The organism is Streptomyces polygonati (genome assembly GCF_042650325.1).
GTDB lineage: Bacteria > Actinomycetota > Actinomycetes > Streptomycetales > Streptomycetaceae > Actinacidiphila > Actinacidiphila polygonati.
The window spans coordinates 249,212-267,251 of sequence record NZ_JBHSBB010000007.1 but is presented as its reverse complement, the minus strand read 5'-3'; the positions used below and the strand labels follow the sequence as shown (position 1 = coordinate 267,251).

General features: G+C 71.4%; 10 protein-coding genes. 8 read left to right on the top strand and 2 right to left on the bottom strand.

Translation table 11 applies throughout. From position 1 onward, the window contains the following. Positions 1 to 307: 307 nt before the first annotated feature. Positions 308 to 3,961 (bottom strand): galactose-binding domain-containing protein, encoded by a 3,654-nt coding sequence (locus ACFO3J_RS07520; RefSeq protein WP_386427374.1) that lies wholly within the window; start codon positions 3,959 to 3,961, stop codon positions 308 to 310. A gap of 472 nt (positions 3,962 to 4,433) precedes the next feature. Between ACFO3J_RS07520 and ACFO3J_RS07515 the strand changes: the two genes are divergently transcribed. From ACFO3J_RS07515 to acs, 6 genes are all read left to right on the top strand, one after another. Further along, positions 4,434 to 5,615, top strand: coding sequence for a sensor histidine kinase (locus ACFO3J_RS07515; protein WP_386427372.1), 1,182 nt, complete (start codon positions 4,434 to 4,436; stop codon positions 5,613 to 5,615). Then, on the top strand, positions 5,612 to 6,385 hold the full coding sequence (locus ACFO3J_RS07510) for a LytR/AlgR family response regulator transcription factor (protein WP_386427370.1): 774 nt from the start codon (positions 5,612 to 5,614) through the stop codon (positions 6,383 to 6,385). Before ACFO3J_RS07515 ends, ACFO3J_RS07510 begins: the two co-directional genes overlap by 4 nt. Then, positions 6,382 to 6,810: a hypothetical protein gene (locus ACFO3J_RS07505; protein ID WP_386427369.1), complete on the top strand. Its 429-nt coding sequence runs from the start codon at positions 6,382 to 6,384 to the stop codon at positions 6,808 to 6,810. The genes ACFO3J_RS07510 and ACFO3J_RS07505 overlap by 4 nt, the downstream gene beginning before the upstream one ends. Further along, positions 6,807 to 8,582 carry a sodium/solute symporter gene (locus tag ACFO3J_RS07500; protein ID WP_386427367.1) on the top strand — a complete coding sequence of 592 codons (1,776 nt, stop codon included), beginning with the start codon at positions 6,807 to 6,809 and terminating at the stop codon, positions 8,580 to 8,582. Before ACFO3J_RS07505 ends, ACFO3J_RS07500 begins: the two co-directional genes overlap by 4 nt. A 168-nt stretch (positions 8,583 to 8,750) precedes the next feature. Further along, positions 8,751 to 9,398, top strand: a complete 648-nt coding sequence (locus ACFO3J_RS07495; protein ID WP_386427365.1) for an acetate uptake transporter — start codon at positions 8,751 to 8,753, stop codon at positions 9,396 to 9,398. Then, positions 9,395 to 11,380, top strand: coding sequence for an acetate--CoA ligase (gene acs / locus ACFO3J_RS07490; RefSeq protein ID WP_386427363.1), 1,986 nt, complete (start codon positions 9,395 to 9,397; stop codon positions 11,378 to 11,380). Before ACFO3J_RS07495 ends, acs begins: the two co-directional genes overlap by 4 nt. 124 nt (positions 11,381 to 11,504) lie before the next feature. On the opposite strand, the gene ACFO3J_RS07485 is transcribed toward acs, so the two are convergent. Next, positions 11,505 to 12,506: a LacI family DNA-binding transcriptional regulator gene (locus tag ACFO3J_RS07485; protein WP_386427361.1), complete on the bottom strand. Its 1,002-nt coding sequence runs from the start codon at positions 12,504 to 12,506 to the stop codon at positions 11,505 to 11,507. A 334-nt stretch (positions 12,507 to 12,840) separates the two neighbouring features. Here ACFO3J_RS07485 and ACFO3J_RS07480 point away from each other — a divergent pair, with 334 nt between their 5' ends. After that, positions 12,841 to 15,978 carry a GH92 family glycosyl hydrolase gene (locus ACFO3J_RS07480; RefSeq protein WP_386427360.1) on the top strand — a complete coding sequence of 1,046 codons (3,138 nt, stop codon included), beginning with the start codon at positions 12,841 to 12,843 and terminating at the stop codon, positions 15,976 to 15,978. Positions 15,979 to 16,267: 289 nt separating this feature from the next. Further along, a complete protein-coding gene (locus tag ACFO3J_RS07475; RefSeq protein WP_386427358.1) occupies positions 16,268 to 17,872 on the top strand; it encodes a glycoside hydrolase family 27 protein in 1,605 nt (534 codons plus the stop codon). Positions 17,873 to 18,040: the final 168 nt, after the last annotated feature.

Below are 18,040 nucleotides of genomic sequence, written 5' to 3'. Positions count from 1 at the left end.
TCCGCACGGGCGCCTGCGGGGATGGGTCCCCGGGAAGCCGAGAATGGGATGAGGGACGGGCAGCGGGCCTCGGGCCAGGAAGCGGCCTTTGAACCAGTGAGCTGAAAGCGCTCTCAACCAGGCAATCGAGTGGGCGATCGAGATGGAGTCTCGGCGAACGACGTGTACACGTCAATACGGTGGGCGGGATCGGGTTCCCCGGCCGGCCGGGAGCGGCCACGCGTACGGCCACGCCCCCACCCGCTTTCGCGGGTGGGGGCGTGGCCAGCTGTTGTGTGCGCTGGTGCGCCGCGGGGCTTGCCGCGGGTCAGGAGAAGATCTGCAGTTCGGACAACTGGGCCGCGGGCCACGCGGTGTTGGCGGTGACGTTCAGCCGCAGGTACCGGATGGAGCTGGTCGGCACGGTGATGGTGACGGTGTTGCCGGTGGCCGGGTCGAAGGTGTAGCCGGCCGAGGCCTTCAGCGTGGTCCAGGTGCTGCCGTCGGTCGAGCCGAGGACCGACAGCGTCTGGGTACGGGCGCCCCAGGAGGTGGCCGGCGGCAGGTCCAGGACGACCTTGGAGACGCTCTTGCCGCTGCCGAGATCGGCCTGCAGCCACTGCGGGAACGCGTTGTCGGTGCTCTCCCAGTAGCTGCTGGTGTTGCCGTCGTTGGTGTTGCCCGGGGTGTAGTTCTGGGTGGAGCCGCTGGCCGTCATCGTCGCTCCGACGGCCAGATTGGTGGTGCCGCCGCCCGAAGGCGCGTTGCCGGTGCCGGTGAGGGCGACTGTCAGCGGGCCGGCCGGATCGTTGCTCGCGACGGTGACGCCGCCGGTGCGGGTGCCGGTCGCCGTCGGGGTGAAGGTGACGCCGACCGTGCAGGAGGCATGGACGGCCAGGGAGGCACCGCAGGTGCTGGTGTCCGCGTAGTCGCCGCTGGCGGTGACGCCGCCGAGGGTGGCCGCCGCGCCGCCGTTGTTGGTGATGGTGGTGGTCTGCGCCGCGCTGTGGCTGCCCACCGTGGTGCCCGCGAAGGTCAGGCTTGCCGGGGAGGCCGTGAGCGAGGGCGTCGGCGTGGTGCCGCCGCCCGTGCCGCCGCCGCCCGAGAAGATCTGCAGCTCGGAGAGCTGGCCGGCCGACCAGCCGGTGTTCGCGGTGATGCTCACCCGCAGATAGCGCAGGGTGGTGGTCGGCAGCGAGACGGTGGCGGTGTTGCCGGTGGCCGGGTTGAACGTGTATCCGGCCGAGGCCTTCAGCGTGGTCCAGTTGGCGCCGTCGGTCGAACCCTGCACCGACAGCGTCTGCGTACGGGCGCCCCACGAGCTGGACGGCGGCAGGTCCAGCACGATCGAGCCGACCTGCTGCGCGGAACCGAGATCGGCCTGCACCCACTGGGGGAAGGCGCCGCTGCCTTCCCAGTAGCTGCTGGTGTCACCGTCGTTGGTGTTGGAGGGAGGGAAGCCGCCGGCGCTGCCGCTGGCCGTGATGGTGGCGCCCTGGGCCAGGTTGGTGGTCGAGGTGACGCCGGTGCCGGTCAGCGTGGTGCCGACCGGGGTGGCGGTGGTGGAGTTGGCGATGGCCAGGGTGCCGTTCTGGGCGCCGCCGGCGGTCGGCTTGAAGGTGACGGCGACGGTGCAGGAGGCGCCGGCGGCCAGTGCGCCGCCGCAGGTGTTGGTCTGGGCGTAGGGGCCGCTGACGCTGATCGAGGTCAGGGTGGCGGCGGCGGTGCCCGGGTTGCTGACCGTGACGGTCTGCGGGGCGGTGGTGGCGCCGACGGCCACATTGCCGAAGGCGAGCGATCCGGGACTGGCCGAGACCGGGGTGTGGACGACGGTTCCGCCGTCGGTGCCGACCAGTTGGACGGTGGTCGGGCCGCCGGGCTGGCTGTTGGGGACGGTCAGCGTGCCGGTGGTGATGCCGGAGGTCGGCGCGGTGTAGGAGACGTCGATCTGGCACCACATGCCGGGGTCGGTGTCGTTGGCGCCGTTCAGGCTGGTGCCGCAGGGGTTGCTCGGGTCCCGGGTCACGGTGAAGCCGCCGCTGGCGGAGATGCCGCCGAGCGAGGCCGCCGAGCGGCCGGTGTTGTAGATCGTCACCTTCTGGACCGGGGTGGCCGAGCCGACATGGGCGTTTTCGAAGGTCACCGTGGACGGGAAGGCCGTCACCGGCGCGGCGGCCGGGAATCCGCAGGTGGCGGCGCCGGACCAGCCGGAGTTGCCGCTGCCCTGGTTGAGGGCGAAGCCGGAGTTGCAGTCCTCCACGCCGCCGACGCCGACGCCGGTCGCGGTGACGCCCGAGACGGTGGCCGAACCCGAGGTCTGGTCCTGGAAGACATAGGTGCCGACGCCGTTGACGGTGTCGTTGCTGATGGTGACCCCGCTGATCGGCTTGCCGCCCTCCAGGGTGCCTTCGAACTGGTAGGCCTCGTACGGGCTGGCGTCGATCTCGTTGTTGCTGACGTTGATGGTGCCGGTCATCGCGGAGTCCAGCGCGAAGAACCACATGGCGCCGACGCCGTAGTCCCATCCCGGGTCGAACTGGCCGGTGCGCACCAGCTTGTTGCCGCTGATGGTGGTGGTGCCGGCCAGCGCGGAGGCGCCGAAGCGGTTGCCGACGTGGATGCCGCCGCCGCGGGTGACGGTGTCCTGCACCAGGTTGTTGGTGACGCTGTTGTTGGTACCGCCGTAGACGGCGATGTTGTTGGCGAGTCCCGGGGAGTCCACCGTGTTGTGGTCGAAGGTGTCCCCGCTGTCGGTGGTCGAGGACCACATGGCCAGGCCGTCGTCCTGGGTGTTGCGGAAGAAGCTGTTGGTCACCGAGGAGTTGGTGACGCCGCCGTCGAAGTTGATGCCGTCGGCGAGGGTGTCCTGGATGCGCATGTTCTGGAACTTCAGGTTGGTGGTGGCGCCGACGATCCAGGCGCCCACCTTCTGGTTCTGGATCCAGACGTTGGAGATGGTGGAGTTGTTGAAGCCGCCGTTGAAGCCGTTGACCGTACCGTCGCTGTCGTCACGTGAGTTGACGTTGCCGAAGATCGACAGGTCGTGCACGGTGACGCCGGTGGTCTGGCCGACGTTGCCCTGGAACTCCACGTTGTGGCCGGTGAGTTCGGTGTACCACTGGCCGGCTCCGGCCACGCCGACCTTGTTGAGGCCGATCGGCGCGGTGATCTTGTACAGGCCCTTGGGCAGATAGACGCCGGTTCCGGCCGTCTCCGCGTCGTTGATCGCCTGTGTCAGCTGACCGGTGGCGTCCGCGACACCGCTGCTGTCGATGTTGTACGGGGCCTGGGTGACGTCCAGATATCCGGCCGGCTTGGGCAGCGGGGCCGGGACGTTCTCGAAGTCGGCGGTGTTGATTGCGTACCAGGGAGCGGTGTCGTTCGCGTCGACCTGGAGCTTGACCACCGTGCCGGCCGGCAGCACCGAGGGGAACATGGTCCGGACGTCGTTGTAGAAGTCGTGCGGCACGGCGCTTTGCGGATTGCCCACGTCGGAGGGGTTGTTGGTGAAGGTGTAGGCGCCGTAGAGCCAGCTGTCGGTGGATGTCAGCTGGAGATCCTGGGACTTGGTCCCGTTGACGTAGACGCTCAGCGGCGCGGTGAGTCCGGCGCCGTCCAGCGAGTCCGGCATCGCGTAGTGGAAGTCCACCGCGTTGGCGGGCTGGGTGAGGGTGAAGGAGACGAACTTGCCCTGTCCGACGAGCTGTACGGCCTGCCGGCCGGTGGCCTCGGAGGCGAGGGCGCCGTAGGTGTAGTTGGGGGCCAGCACATTGCCGTTGGTGGTGGCGTTCGCGGCGAGGTATTCCGTGAAGGGCACGGCGGCGCCCGCGGGAGTGGCGGCCTCGGCCCGGGCGGTGGGCAGGGCCAGCAGCGGGGCCGCGGCCAGCATGGCTGTGGCGGTGAGGCCTGTCGCCAGCCGTCGGGCCGGTGGGACGGCTCTGGACAGGGCACGTCGTGCGGCGCGGATCTGACGTGGGAACACGGGCGCTCCTCGGGGGGTGACGGCCGATCAGCGGTGGGGGCGTTGCCGATCACGAGCACCACGATGTGGCGGGCATCACTAAACCACCGCGGCCAGGTGTCCACAAGATATCGACCAGGTTTCGCAATATCGCGACACCGAAGTCGACAGACACTCGGGATCAGGCGAGAACCCGCCGTTCGCCACCTCGAATCGCCGCTCACCTGCTGCCTTTACGGCCAGCAGCCACGTTTCGGTCCTCAGGACGCCAGCCGAGCACCGCCACCCGGAGGCGCTCCGCCGCATCACGGGACCGGCGGTCGACCGCCGGTCCCGTGATGCGGACACCCTCAACTACACCTCGGTCCGCAATTTTTGACTTCATGTTTGCAATATCGCGCCTGACCATGAGTCCGCCGGTCGGCGAGCGCCCGGCGGGATTGCCCTGTCCGCGGGCCTGCCCGGCGTCGCCCGGCGTGACGATAATGCGGGCATGGGGTCCACGATCACTGTGGTGTCCGTGGCGCTGGTGATCGCGGGCGTCGCCGCGGCGCTGTTCTGGCTGGTGCGCGGGCGCAGGGGCTTCGGGACCCCGGCCGACCGCGCCGCCTTCGCCACCCTGCACGCGGCGTCGCTCGCCGCTCCCCCGCTGCGTGACGGCCTGACCGCCGAGTCGGCGCACCGGGCGGCGCGGCATCTGCGCGCCCTGCTGGGCACTCCCGCGCTGGCCGTGGTCGGCGACGGTGTGCTGCTCGCCTGGGAGGGACCGGGGAGGCGCCACGCCGCGCAGGCGGTGGAGCACGCCAGGGACGCGATGGCCGCCGGGCGCCCCTGGGTGGTGCCGGCCGAGCTGATCGACTGCGGCGACATGAACTGCCCGGTGCGCAGCGCCGTGGTGGTGCCGCTGGTGGTGGACGGTCTGGTGGTCGGCGCGCTGTCGGTGTACGGGCGGCAGGTGTCGGCCGGGCTGGTACGCGCGGCCGGCGAGGTGGCCCACTGGGTGATCGCCCAGCTCGAACTGGCCGAACTGGACCGGTCCCGCACCCGGATGATGGAGGCCGAACTACGGGCTCTGCGTGCCCAGATATCGCCGCACTTCGTCTACAACTCGCTCACCGCGATCGCGTCCTTCGTCCGTACCGACCCCGATCAGGCACGCGAACTGCTCCTGGAGTTCGCCGAATTGACCCGCTACAGCCTGCGCAAACACGGTGAGTTCAGTACCCTCGCCGAGGAACTGCGCTCTGTCGACCGCTATTTGGTGCTGGAGCGGGCCCGCTTCGGGGCGCGGCTGCGGGTGGACCTGCTGATAGCGCCCGAAGTGCTGCCGGTCGCGGTGCCGTTCCTGTGCCTCCAGCCGATCGTGGAGAACGCGGTACGGCACGGCCTCGGCCCCAAGTCGGCCCCCGGGCTGATCACCATCCGGGCCGAGGACGCGGGCGCCGAGTGCCGGATCAGTGTGGAGGACGACGGCGTGGGCATGGACCCCGAGCAGGTGCGGGCGCGGCTGGCCGGGGAGGCCGACGGCGAGTCGCTCGGCCTGGGCAATGTGGACGAACGGCTGCGTACGGTGTTCGGCGACGAGTACGGGCTGGTCGTGGAGACCGCGCCGGGGGCCGGGACCCGGGTGAACATCCGGGTGCCCAAGTACCGGAACGGGGTGCGCGCGTCGTGAGGCCGCTGCGGGTCCTGGCCGTCGACGACGAGCCGCCCGCCCTTGAGGACCTGAGCTATCTGCTGCGCGGGGACGCGCGTATCGGGCGGGTGTTCGCCGCCGACAGCAGCGACGCCGCGCTGCGGCTGCTGGAGGACGAGACGGTGGACGCGGTGTTCCTCGACATCCGGATGCCCGGGCTGGACGGGCTCGACCTGGTCCGGGTGCTGGCCCGCTTCGCGCTGCCGCCCGCCGTCGTCTTCGTCACCGCCTACGAGGACTTCGCGGTGGACGCCTTCGCCCTCAAGGCCTGCGACTACCTGCTCAAGCCGGTGGGCCGTGAGCGTCTGACCGAGGCCGTACGGCGGGTGGCCGCGCTGATCGAAGGCGGCGGCGCGGCCCCGGGAACCGCTGGCGGCGCCAGCGCCGAGCGGCCGGCTCCGGAGCGGATCGCCGTCGATCTGGGCGGTGTCACCCGCTTCGTCTCCCGCGACGAGGTGGCCTATGTCGAGGCCCAGGGCGACTACGTACGGCTGCACGCGGGCGGGAACGCGCCCCTGGTGCGGATCTCGCTGGCGGTGCTGGAGGAGCGCTGGGTGCCGCACGGGTTCCTGCGCATCCACCGGCGCTTCCTCGTCTCGCTGCGGCATGTGGAGGAGCTGCGCTCCGACGCCGGGCACTGGACGGTCCGGGTGGCGGGCAGCGAACTGCCGGTGAGCCGCCGGCACAGCCGTGAGCTGCGGGACCGGCTGGTGCGGTGGACGCCGGCGCCCGGCGCGGAGCGGTCGTGAGCGGCCCGCAGCAGCCGCCGCGGCGGATCGCGGTCTCCGGACCGCGCCGCCACCGCACCGGCGGCTACTCCGCGCGGGCCGGAGCCGCCGACCTGCACGCCCAGCCGCGGCTCGGCCAGGTCTACGTCCGCTCCCTGGTCCGGGACCAACTGCGCCTGTCGCTGGGGGTGCTGGCGGTGCTGACCGCGGTGCTCGGCGGCCTGCCGACGGCCTTCGCGCTGATCCCGGCGCTGCGCACGGCCGATGTCTTCGGCCTGCGGCTGGCCTGGCTGCTGCTGGGCGTGGTCGCCTACCCGCTGCTGGTGGGCGCGGCGTGGTTCCATGTCCGCCACGCGGAGCGCGTGGAGCGCGACTTCACCGATCTGCTGCACGGCCCGGACCGGCCGCCGCCCCTGGACCCGCCGCCCGGGCCCGGTGCCGGATGAACCCGGGACTCGGTCTCACGGCGCTGGTCGTCGTGCTCACGGCGACGGTGGCGGTCGGTGTCTACGGACTGCGGCTGTCGCGGACCACCTCGGACTTCTACGTGGCCTCCCGGGAGATATCGCCGCTGTGGAACGCCTCGGCGATCGGCGGGGAGTACCTGTCGGCGGCGTCCTTCCTCGGCGTGGCCGGACTGGTCATGGCCTACGGGGTGGACATGCTCGCCTACCCGGTGGGCTACACCGCCGGGTATCTGGTGCTGTTGCTGCTGGTGGCGGCCCCGCTGCGGCGCTCGGGCGCCTACACCCTGCCGGACTTCGCCGAGGAGCGGCTCGGCTCCGTCGCGGTGCGGCGGGTGGCCAGCGTGCTGGTCGTCGTGATCGCGTGGCTGTATCTCGTACCGCAGTTGCAGGGGGCGGGACTGACGCTCCAGACGGTGACCGGGGCGCCGCGGTGGGTCGGCGCCGCGGTGGTGGCGCTCGCGGTCGTCGGGGTCTCGGCGGCCGGCGGGATGCGCAGTGTCACGCTGGTGCAGGGCTTCCAGTTCTGGCTGAAACTCACCGCGATCGCGGTGCCCGCGGTGTTCCTGGTGCTGGCCTGGCGGTCGGCCGGCGCGCCGTCGCTGGCCGGCCCCGACGTACCGCGCTTCTCGCACTCCACCACGGTACGGATCGGCGAGCAGGTCCGCTTCGACGTACGGTCGCCGGTGACCGTCGTCGTCCGCGGCCGCCTGGACGGGACCGCCTTCCCGGCGGCCGACCGGGTCGGCGGCCGGACGGACGGGCAGGCGGTGCGGCTGGCCGACGGCGAGCACACCGCGGCCGCGGGCGCGAGCCTGACCTTCCCGGCGGGCGCCGCGGTACCGCACCGCGACGGCCTGGCTCCGGCGTCGGGCGCCCGGTGGGCCAGCCCGCTGTCCGGGGCCGGCGGGCGCTCGCACCCGCTGTACGCGGTGTACTCGATCCTGCTGGCCACCTTCCTGGGCACGATGGGGCTGCCGCACGTGGTCGTGCGCTTCTACACCAATCCGGACGGCCGGGCCGCCCGGCGCACCACGCTGCTGGTCCTGGTGCTGCTGAGCGTGTTCTACCTGCTGCCGACGCTCTACGGCGCGCTCGGCCGGGTCTTCGCCCCGCAACTGCTGCTGACCGGGCGGACCGACACGGCCGTGCTGGTGCTGCCGCAGATCGTCGAGGCGGGCGAGACCGGCCGGCTGCTGGCGGCGCTCGCGACCGCCGGGGCCTTCGCCGCGTTCGTGTCCACCGCCTCGGGACTGACCGTCTCGGTGGCCGGGGTGCTGTCGCAGGACCTGATGCGCGGTTCGACCCGCGGCTTCCGCTGGGCCTCGCTGGCGGCGGGCGTGCCGCCGCTGGTGATGGCGACGGCGACCGCCGGGCTGCCGGTGGCCGACGCGATCGGGCTGGCGTTCGCGGTGGCGGCCTCCTCCTTCTGCCCGCTGCTGGTGCTGGGCATCTGGTGGCGCGGGCTGACCGACCTGGGCGCGCTGCTGGGCCTGGTGGCCGGCGGCGGTCTGGCGGCGCTCGCGGTGGTGGTCACCAGCGTGCGCGGGCCGGGCCGGGGATGGACCGCCGCGCTGCTGGAGGAACCGGCGGCCTGGACCGTACCGGTCGCGTTCGCCGTCATGGTCGGCGTCTCGCTGCTGACCCGGCGCCGGATCTCGGCGGCCGCGGTGGACCGGGTGATGCTGCGGATGCACCTGCCGGAAGAGGTGTCGGCGCTGCCCGCCCGGCCGGGGCCGCTGGTGCCGAAGTGACGACCGCTGGGCGTACCGGAGGGACCATCCGGCGCCCGGACCGACCGCTCGGCGACGCCGCCGGCCGGCCGCTGGCCGCCGCCGCGCCCGCTTCCTAGCGTGGGACAGGGGCACGCACCGCCCCCTCGGCAGCCCGCTGCCGTTCCTCAATGAGGAGGGAAACCACCGATGAGCACTCCCGACACGACGCCCGCACCGGTCGCCGCGATCGCCGACCCCGGTCCGCTGGGCCTGGCCGCCTTCGCCGCCACCACCTTCGTCCTCAGCTCCTTCAACGCCGATCTGATCGACGCCAGCCTGCTCACCGTGGTGCTGCCGCTCGCGCTGTTCTACGGCGGGCTGGTCCAACTCCTCGCCGGCATGTGGGAGTTCAGGAAGGGCAACACCTTCGGTGCGACGGCGTTCGGCTCCTACGGCGCCTTCTGGCTGTCGTACGCGGCCTATGTGAAGTACATCGTGGGGAATCTGCCGCCCGACACCGCGCACCAGGCGACCGGACTGTTCCTGCTGATCTGGGCGATCTTCACCGTCTACATGACGATCGCCGCGCTGCGCACCAACGGCGCGCTGCTCGCGGTCTTCGTCACCTTGTCGGCGACCTTCGTCGTGCTGACCATCGCGGAGTTCGCCCAGTCCACGGGGACGACCAAGGTGGGCGGCTGGATCGGTCTGGTGACCGCGGTGTGCGCCTGGTACGCGTCGTTCGCCGGCGTCACCAACGCGACCTGGAAGCGCGGTGTGGCCCCGGTCTTCCCGGCCGGCACCCGGGTCGGCGGCGGCCGGCGCGGCGGCCCGGTCGAGAGCGCCCACGTATGAGCGACGAGACGCTGTCCAACCTGCTGCGGGAGGAAAGGCGCTTCCCGCCGCCGGCGGAACTGACGGCCGCGGCGAATGTCACCGCGGCCGCCTACCAGGAGGCGGCCGACGACGGCGAGGCGTTCTGGGCCGCCCAGGCGGCCCGGCTGGACTGGGCCGAGCCGTGGACGCGGGTCCGGGACTGGAGCCGGGCGCCGTTCGCCCGCTGGTTCGTCGGCGGCCGGCTCAACGTGGCGTACAACTGCCTGGACCGCCATGTGGCCGCCGGGCACGGTGACCGGGTCGCCTTCCACTGGGAGGGCGAGCCGGGAGACACCAGGACGCTGACGTACGCGGATCTGACGGACGAGGTCTGCCGGGCGGCCAACGCCCTGCTGTCCCTGGGCGTCCGGGCCAGCGACCGGGTGGCGATCTACATGCCGATGATCCCGGAGACGGTGGTGGCGATGCTGGCCTGTGCCCGCATCGGCGCCCCGCACACCGTGGTCTTCGGCGGCTTCTCGGCCGACGCGCTGCGCGGCCGGATACTCGACTGCGACGCACGGGTGGTCGTCACCGCCGACGGCGGCTACCGCAAGGGCGCGCCCTCGGCGCTCAAGCCGGCCGTCGACGAGGCGCTGGAGCGCTGCCCGGACGTGCGCAGCGTGCTCGTCGTCCGCCGTACCGGCCAGGAGGTCGGCTGGACCGAGGGCCGGGACGTGTGGTGGCACGACCTGGTCGCCGGGCAGCCGGCCGAGCACGAGCCGGAGGCGTTCGACAGCGAGCACCCGCTCTACATCATGTACACCTCCGGGACCACCGCGCGGCCCAAGGGCATCCTGCACACCACCGGCGGCTATCTGACGCAGGTCGCGTGGAGCCACTGGGCGGTGTTCGACGTCAAGCCCGAGCAGGACGTGTACTGGACGGCGGCCGACATCGGCTGGGTGACCGGCCATTCGTACATCGTCTACGGACCGCTGGCCAACGGCGTCACCTCGGTGCTCTACGAGGGCACCCCGGACTCCCCGCACCAGGGGCGCTGGTGGGAGATCGTGCAGAAGTACGGCGTGACCATCCTGTACTGCGCGCCGACCGCGATCCGCACCTTCATGAAGTGGGGCGACGCGATCCCCGGCCGCTACGACCTGAGTTCGCTGCGCCTGCTGGGGTCGGTCGGCGAGCCGATCAACCCCGAGGCGTGGATGTGGTATCGGCGGGCGATCGGCGGGGACCGCTGCCCGGTGGTGGACACCTGGTGGCAGACCGAGACCGGCGCGCAGATGATCAGCCCGCTGCCCGGTGTCAGCACCTGCAAGCCGGGCTCGGCGCTGCGGCCGCTGCCGGGGATCTCGGCGGAGGTGGTGGACGACACCGGCCGGCCGGTGCCCAACGGGTCGGGCGGCTATCTGGTGCTCACCGAGCCGTGGCCGGCCATGCTGCGCACCATCTGGGGCGACGAGCAGCGGTACATCGACACCTACTGGTCGCGCTTTCCCGGCCGGTACTTCGCCGGGGACGGCGCCAAGAAGGACGAGGACGGCGACATCTGGCTGCTGGGCCGGGTGGACGACGTGATGAACGTGTCCGGGCACCGGATCTCCACCACCGAGGTGGAGTCGGCTCTGGTCTCGCACCCGCGGGTCGCGGAGGCGGCGGTGGTCGGCGCCGCCGACGCCACCACCGGGCAGGGGATCGTCGCGTTCGTGATCCTGCGCGGTGACAACGAGCAGCCCGCCGACACCACCAGCGCCGAGGATCTGGGGCGTGAACTGCGCGCCCATGTGGCCAAGGAGATCGGGCCGATCGCCCGGCCGCGGCAGATCCTGGTGGTCGCCGAGCTGCCCAAGACGCGTTCGGGCAAGATCATGCGCCGTCTGCTGCGGGACATCGCCGAGAACCGCTCGCTGGGCGACGTGACGACGCTGACCGACTCCTCGGTGATGGACGCGATCCGCGACCGGCTGCCGTCCGGGGCGTCCGGCGGGGCGGCGGAGGAGTAGCCGCGCGAGGACGCGCCGGGTGCGGTCCGTGCGCCGGGGGAAGACCCGGCGCGCGGACCGCACCCGCGCGGTTCAGCCCCGGTACGCGGTGAGATCCGCGCTGTCGCACGGCGGACCGGCGGTCCTAGCGGGTGCGGAATCCGCCGGAGCCGCGTACGACGAAGCGGGTCAGCAGGATCACCGAGCGCGGGGCGGAACGGTCACCGCCGATCCGGGCGAAGAGCAGGTCGGCGGCGGCGCTCCCGAGGGCGACGGGGTCCTGGCTGACCACGGTCAGCGGCGGGTCGAGGCGGTCGGCCAGCGGGAGGTCGTCGAAGCCGACGATGGCGACCGGGGCGGGGTGGTCGAGCGCGTCGAGTACGCCCATGGTGATCAGGTCGTTGCTGCTGAACAGCGCGGTGGGCGGCTCGGGGAGGGCGCGCAGTCCGGCGAGGGCGGCTCTTGCCTCGTGGTGGGAGCGCAGCTCATGGCGTACGAGATCGGGGTCCTCGGCTATGCCGTGCGCGGCGAGCGCGTCGAGATAGCCCCGGTATCTCTCCTGCTGGGTCCAGATGCCGAAGCGGTCGCCGAGATAGCCGATGCGGGTGTGGCCGTGGCCGAGCAGATGGCCGACCCCGCGTTCGGCGGCGGCGCGGTTGTCCACGGTGACGGTGTCCACCGCGAGGCCCTCGGCGGGCCGGTCCACGCACACCACCGGGGTGCCCGCCGCCATCGGCCGCTTCAGGAAGCCGTGGCCGCCGATCGTCGGCACGATGATCAGGCCGTCGACCCGGCGGGCGGTGAAGGCGGCGATCACCTCGCGCTCGCGGCGCGGTTCGTCGTTGGTGCTGCCGACCAGCACCACATAGCCCCGGCGGTGGGCCTCGTCCTCCACCGAGCGGGCCATCAGCGCGTAGAAGGGGTTGGCCAGGTCGTCGACGACCAGGCCGATGGTGGAGGTGCCCGGATTCTTCTGCCGCAGGTGGCGGGCGTTGTCATTGCGCTGGTAGCCGAGTTCGCGCACTGCCTGTCCGACCCTGGCCGCGGTGCCGGGTGAGACCCCCGCCCCGCCCGACACGACGCGGGAGACCGTCATCGGGCTGACTCCGGCGACGCGGGCCACGTCCTTCATCGTCGGGCGCTTCACGGGCCTCCCCCTCGGCATGCTCCCCGTGTCATCGGACCACATCCGGACATCCTGGTAACGTTCTCAACGGTTTTCGGAGTGTGTGGGTGGACTGACGAGGTGTCAGTACATCCTACCAATCCACGAACAACGCTTTCCTCAGCGGGACTTTCCCCGGATGCCGACGGTGTCCACACTCTTGACACATGGTCAGGTACAGCTCAAGAATCTGGTTCTGCTTGGTAACGTTCACATGCCTTTCGAGCATCCCCGTGCCCCCCGAGGCCACCCGCCGTAACGGCAGCACACGACGACCGGCCTCCACGAGAAGGTGGTCCCCCCCGTGCCCCCGAGCATGCTCAGATCGCGAACCTTCGGCGCGTTGAGCGCCCTGCTGCTGGCCGCCCTCGGCGTCGGCGGCCTCGCCTCGGCGCCGGCCCACGCCGCGGCGAGTCTCAACCTCACCCAGTACGCCGACCCGTTCGTCGGCACCGACGACAGCAACGCGCCCAACCCGGTGGGCGGCGGCGCGGGCGGCAGTACATATCCGGGGGCGGTGGTGCCCTTCGGCGGTGTGCAGTTCAGCCCGGACACCCCCACCGCATCCCCGTCCGGATACCGCTACTCGGACACCTCCATCGAGGACTTCAGCCTCACCCACTTCGACGGCGCCGGCTGTCCCAACAACGAAGACCTCCCGCTGATGCCGATCACCGGCGGCGTCGGCACCTCGCCCGGCAGCAACTGGACCGGCTACGCCTCCCCCTACACCAAGGCGAACGAAGCGGCCGCCCCGGGCTACTACAAGAACCGGCTGGACAAGTACGCCACGAATGTCGAGCTGACCGCCACCACCCGTACCGGAATGGGACGGCTGACGTATCCGTCGTCCACCTCGGCCGGGCTGCTGATCAACACCAGCCGCAGCGCCACCGGCAGCCGCAGCGGCTCGGTGAAGCTGAGCGGCTCCGAGATCACCGGCAGTGTCACCGCCGGCGGCTTCTGCGGCTCGTCGAAGACGTACCCGATCTACTTCGACATCCGCTTCGACCGCGCGCCGACCGGCTTCGGCACCTGGAACGGCGGTACGGTCTCGGCGGGTTCGACGACCACCAGCGGTACCAACACCGGCGCCTATGTCACCTTCGACACCACCAGCGCCGCCACCGTGCAGTTCAAGGTCGGCCTGTCCTACGTCAGTACGGCGGGCGCCCAGGCCAATGTGACCTCGGAGAACAACGGCTGGGACTTCAACGCGGTGCGCACCGCCGCCGACACCGCCTGGAACTCGATCCTCAACCGGGCCCAGGTCACCGGCGGCGCCGCGACCGACGTGAAGAAGTTCTACACCGCGCTCTACCACGTCTTCCAAAGCCCCAACATCTCCAGCGACGTCAACGGCGACTACCGCGGCTTCGACGGCGCGGTGCACAACTCCACCCGGCCGGTCTACCAGAACTACTCCGGCTGGGACATCTACCGCTCCTGGGCCGCGCTGATCGCGCTGATCGCCCCCACCGAGGCCGCCGACATCGCCAACTCCATGGTGCTGGACGGCCAGCAGGGCGGGCTGCTGCCCAAGTGGTCGCAGCAGAGCAGCGAGGACTTCGTGATGACCGGCGATCCGGGGCCGATCATCGTCAGCAGCCTGTACGCCTTCGGCACCAGGAACTTCGACACCGCGGCGGCGCTGTCCCTGATGGAGAAGGCCTCCAACGGCGGCACCACCCAGGGCTCTGCCATCCGCGGCAATCAGTCCACCTATACCAGCCTGCACTACCTGCCGGGCGCGCCCTCCGACTCGCTCGAATACTCCGCCTCGGACTTCGCGGTCGCGCAGTTCGCCAAGGCGCTCGGCAACACCAGCAGTTACAGCACCCACATGACCCGCGCCCAGTACTGGCGCAACACCTACAGCACCGAGTCCGGCTACACCCAGCCGCGCAACTCCGACGGCAGCTGGAGCTGGCCGCTGGACCCGGCCAGCCCGACCAACTTCACCGAGGGCAACGCCGCCCAGTACACCTGGATGGTCCCCTACGACTACGCCGACCTGATCAACGACATGGGCGGCCGGCAGACCGCCGTACAGCGCCTCGACCACCACTTCACCCAGGTCAACGCCGGTCAGAGCCTGCCCTACTACTACATCGGCAATGAACCCGAGCACGCCGTGCCGTGGGCCTACGACTTCGCCCGCGACCCGGCCGGCGCCGCCGACGCGGTCCGCAAGGTGATGACCGAGTCCTACACCACCGGGGCCGGCGGCCTGCCCGGCAACGACGACCTCGGCGCGACCTCGGCGTGGTACGTCTGGGCGGCGCTCGGCATGTATCCGGCCACCCCCGGCGCCGACACCCTGGCCGTCAACGCGCCGCAGTTCCCCTCGGTGCTGCTCCAGCGGCCCGGCGGCAACATCACCGTCAACTCCTCGGGCACCGGCGGCTATGTCCAGGGCATGACGGTCAACGGCACGGCCACCAGCCACAATTACCTGCGCTACCCCGATATCGCGGCCGGCGGCACCGTCAACTTCACCATGGGCGCCACCCCGAGCGGCAGTTGGGGCACCGGCGCGGGTGACGTACCGCCCTCCTTCCAGGACGGCGCGACCGCGGTGCCCGCCGCCCCCGAGCTGGGCACCAATCTCGCCCAGGGCAAGCCGGTGACCGCCTCCGCCAACTGCGCCACCGGCGAGTCCGCCGACAAGGCCGTGGACGGCACGCTCAAGAACAACAGCAAGTGGTGCTCCACGGCGACCAGTCCGAGCCTCCAGGTCGACCTCGGCGCCGCCACCACCGTCTCCTCGTTCGTGGTCAAGCACGCGGGCCTGGGCGGCGAGAACACCGGCTGGAACACCGGTGCCTTCCAGATCCAGACCAGCACCGACGGGACCACCTGGTCAACCGCCGCCAGCGTCACCGGATCGCGCTCCAGCCGCACCTACAACGCGGTGTCCCCGCGGCAGGCCCGCTATGTCCGGCTGGCGATCTCGCAGCCCGCCAACGCCACCGGCAACGGCTCGAACGCGGCGCGCGTCTATGAGCTTGAGGTCTACGGCGGCGGCCAGAGCGATCTGGCGGTCGGCCGTACCGCGACCGGCTCGGACCCCTGCGGCAGCACCGAGACGGCCGACAAGGCGGTCAACGGCAGCTACTCCGGCGGCACCAGCGACAAGTGGTGCTCCAAGGCGGCGGGCACCAAGACCCTGACCGTCGACCTCGGCGCCTCCCACTCGCTGACCTCGCTGACCGTCCGGCACGCCGGGGCAGGCGGCGAGGACCCCGCCTGGGACACCAAGGACTTCGACCTGGCCGTCTCCCCCGACGGCTCGACCTGGACCACGGTCGCCCAGGTGCGCGGCAACACCGCCGACAGCACGACCAACCAGGTCAGCGCCAGCGGGCGCTATGTCCGGCTGTCGGTCATCACACCGTCGCAGAACACCGACCCGGCGGCGCGGATCTACGAGTTGGAGGTCTACGGCAGCTGAGCCCGTCCGAGCGGATCGGTCGGAGCACCGACCAGGGAGGGTGTCCGGCGCCGGGTCGTGACGACCCGGCGCCGGGCGCCCTCCTTGCCGTGTCCGGTCCGCGAGGGCTGTTCGGCTTTGTTGGGATCGCCGGGCCGGACCGCCGGATTTTCGGCGTGTCCGCTCCCTTGACGGGCCATCAGCCGAAGCCGACACTGCGACGAGTCAACATCCAACAACCCCCGTCATTTTGCAACACAAGGCCGTCGGCTCCTCACTCCTGTCCCCCCACCCCGAAGGAGAAGGCTCGATGCACCCTTCCCCGTACCTGCCGAGAACCGTCGTGGCGGCGGCGCTCGCGCTGTTCCTGGTGCCCGCCCTGGTCCTGTTCGGCGCCGCGCCCCGGGCCCATGCCCTCGACAACGGCCTGGCCCGGACGCCCCCGATGGGCTTCAACGACTGGAACGCCTTCGGCTGCGACGTCAGCGAGCAGCTGATCGAGCAGACCGCCGACTACCTGGTCTCCTCCGGCCTGAAGGACGCCGGGTACGCCTATGTCAACATCGACGACTGCTGGATGGCCTCGCAGCGCGACTCCGGCGGCAATCTCGTCCCCGACCGCACGAAGTTCCCCGACGGCATCAGCGGGACGGCCGCCTACGTCCATGGCAAGGGCCTCAAGCTCGGCATCTACGAGAGCGCCGGCACCGCCACCTGCGCCGGCTACCCCGGCAGCCTCAACCACGAGCAGCAGGACGCGAACAGCTTCGCCTCCTGGGGCGTGGACTACCTGAAGTACGACAACTGCAACAACCAGGGCGTGCCCTGGCAGCAGCGCTACAACGCCATGCGGGACGCCCTGCACAGCACCGGCCGCCCCATCGTCTTCAGCATGTGCGAGTGGGGCGAGGACAGCGTCTGGACCTGGGGCGCGGCCACCGGGAACCTGTGGCGCACCACCGGGGACATCAACGCCTCCTTCGGCTCGATGCTGTCGATCTACCACAGCAACGTCCAGCTGGCGCGGTACGCCGGGCCCGGCGCGTGGAACGACCCGGACATGCTGGAGGTCGGCAACGGCATGTCGTTCACCGAGGACCGCTCGGAGTTCAGCCTGTGGTCCGAGATGGCGGCGCCGCTGATCGCGGGCACCGATCTGCGCAAGGCCACCCCGGCGACGCTGTCCCTCTACGGCAACCGCTCGGTCATCGCGGTCGACCAGGACCCGCTCGGCAAGCAGGGCACCCAGGTGTCCTCCTCCGGCGGGCTCGACGTGCTGACCAAGCCGCTGTCCAACGGCGACGTCTCGGTGGTGCTCTTCAACGAGAACTCCTCGGCCGCCACCATCAGCACCACGGCCGCCGCCGTCGGCCTGCCGGCCGCGTCGTCGTACAAGCTCACCAATCTCTGGTCGAATGTGGTCAGCAGCACCAGCGGCGGCATCTCGGCCTCCGTCCCGGGACACGGCTCGGTGATGTACCGGATCTCGGCCGGCAGCGGCAGCAGCACCGGTACGACCCACCCGCTGGTCGGCGCCTCCTCCCACCGCTGCCTGGACGCGGCCGGCGGCGCGACCGCCGCGGGTACGAAGATCGACATCTGGGACTGCTCGGGCGGCGGCAACCAGGCGGTGACCGTCACCGCGGCCGGTGAGCTGCGGCTGTACGGCGGAACGCAGTGCCTGGACGCCTACGACAACCAGACCGCATCGGGTACCAAGGTCGAACTGTGGACCTGCAACGGCGGCGCCAACCAGAAGTGGCAGCTCAACCCCAACGGGACCATCACCGGCAACCAGTCGGGCCTGTGCCTCGACGTCACCGGCGGCGACCAGGCCGCGGGGAACGTCAACGGCACCGCGCTGGAGCTGTGGAGCTGCAACGGGGGCGCGAACCAGCAGTGGAGCCTGGGCTGACCCCGGCGCGGTGAGACCGGGGGCGACCCCCTTCCCGTGCGGCTGACGACCGCCCACCCGGGTGACGTACCCGGGTGGGCGGTCGTGCGACCGGCCGGCCGGGCTACCGTCATCGTGCGGGCCCGGCGGCCGGCGGCCCGGCGGCGGCCCGGCCCGTGACCGCGCACG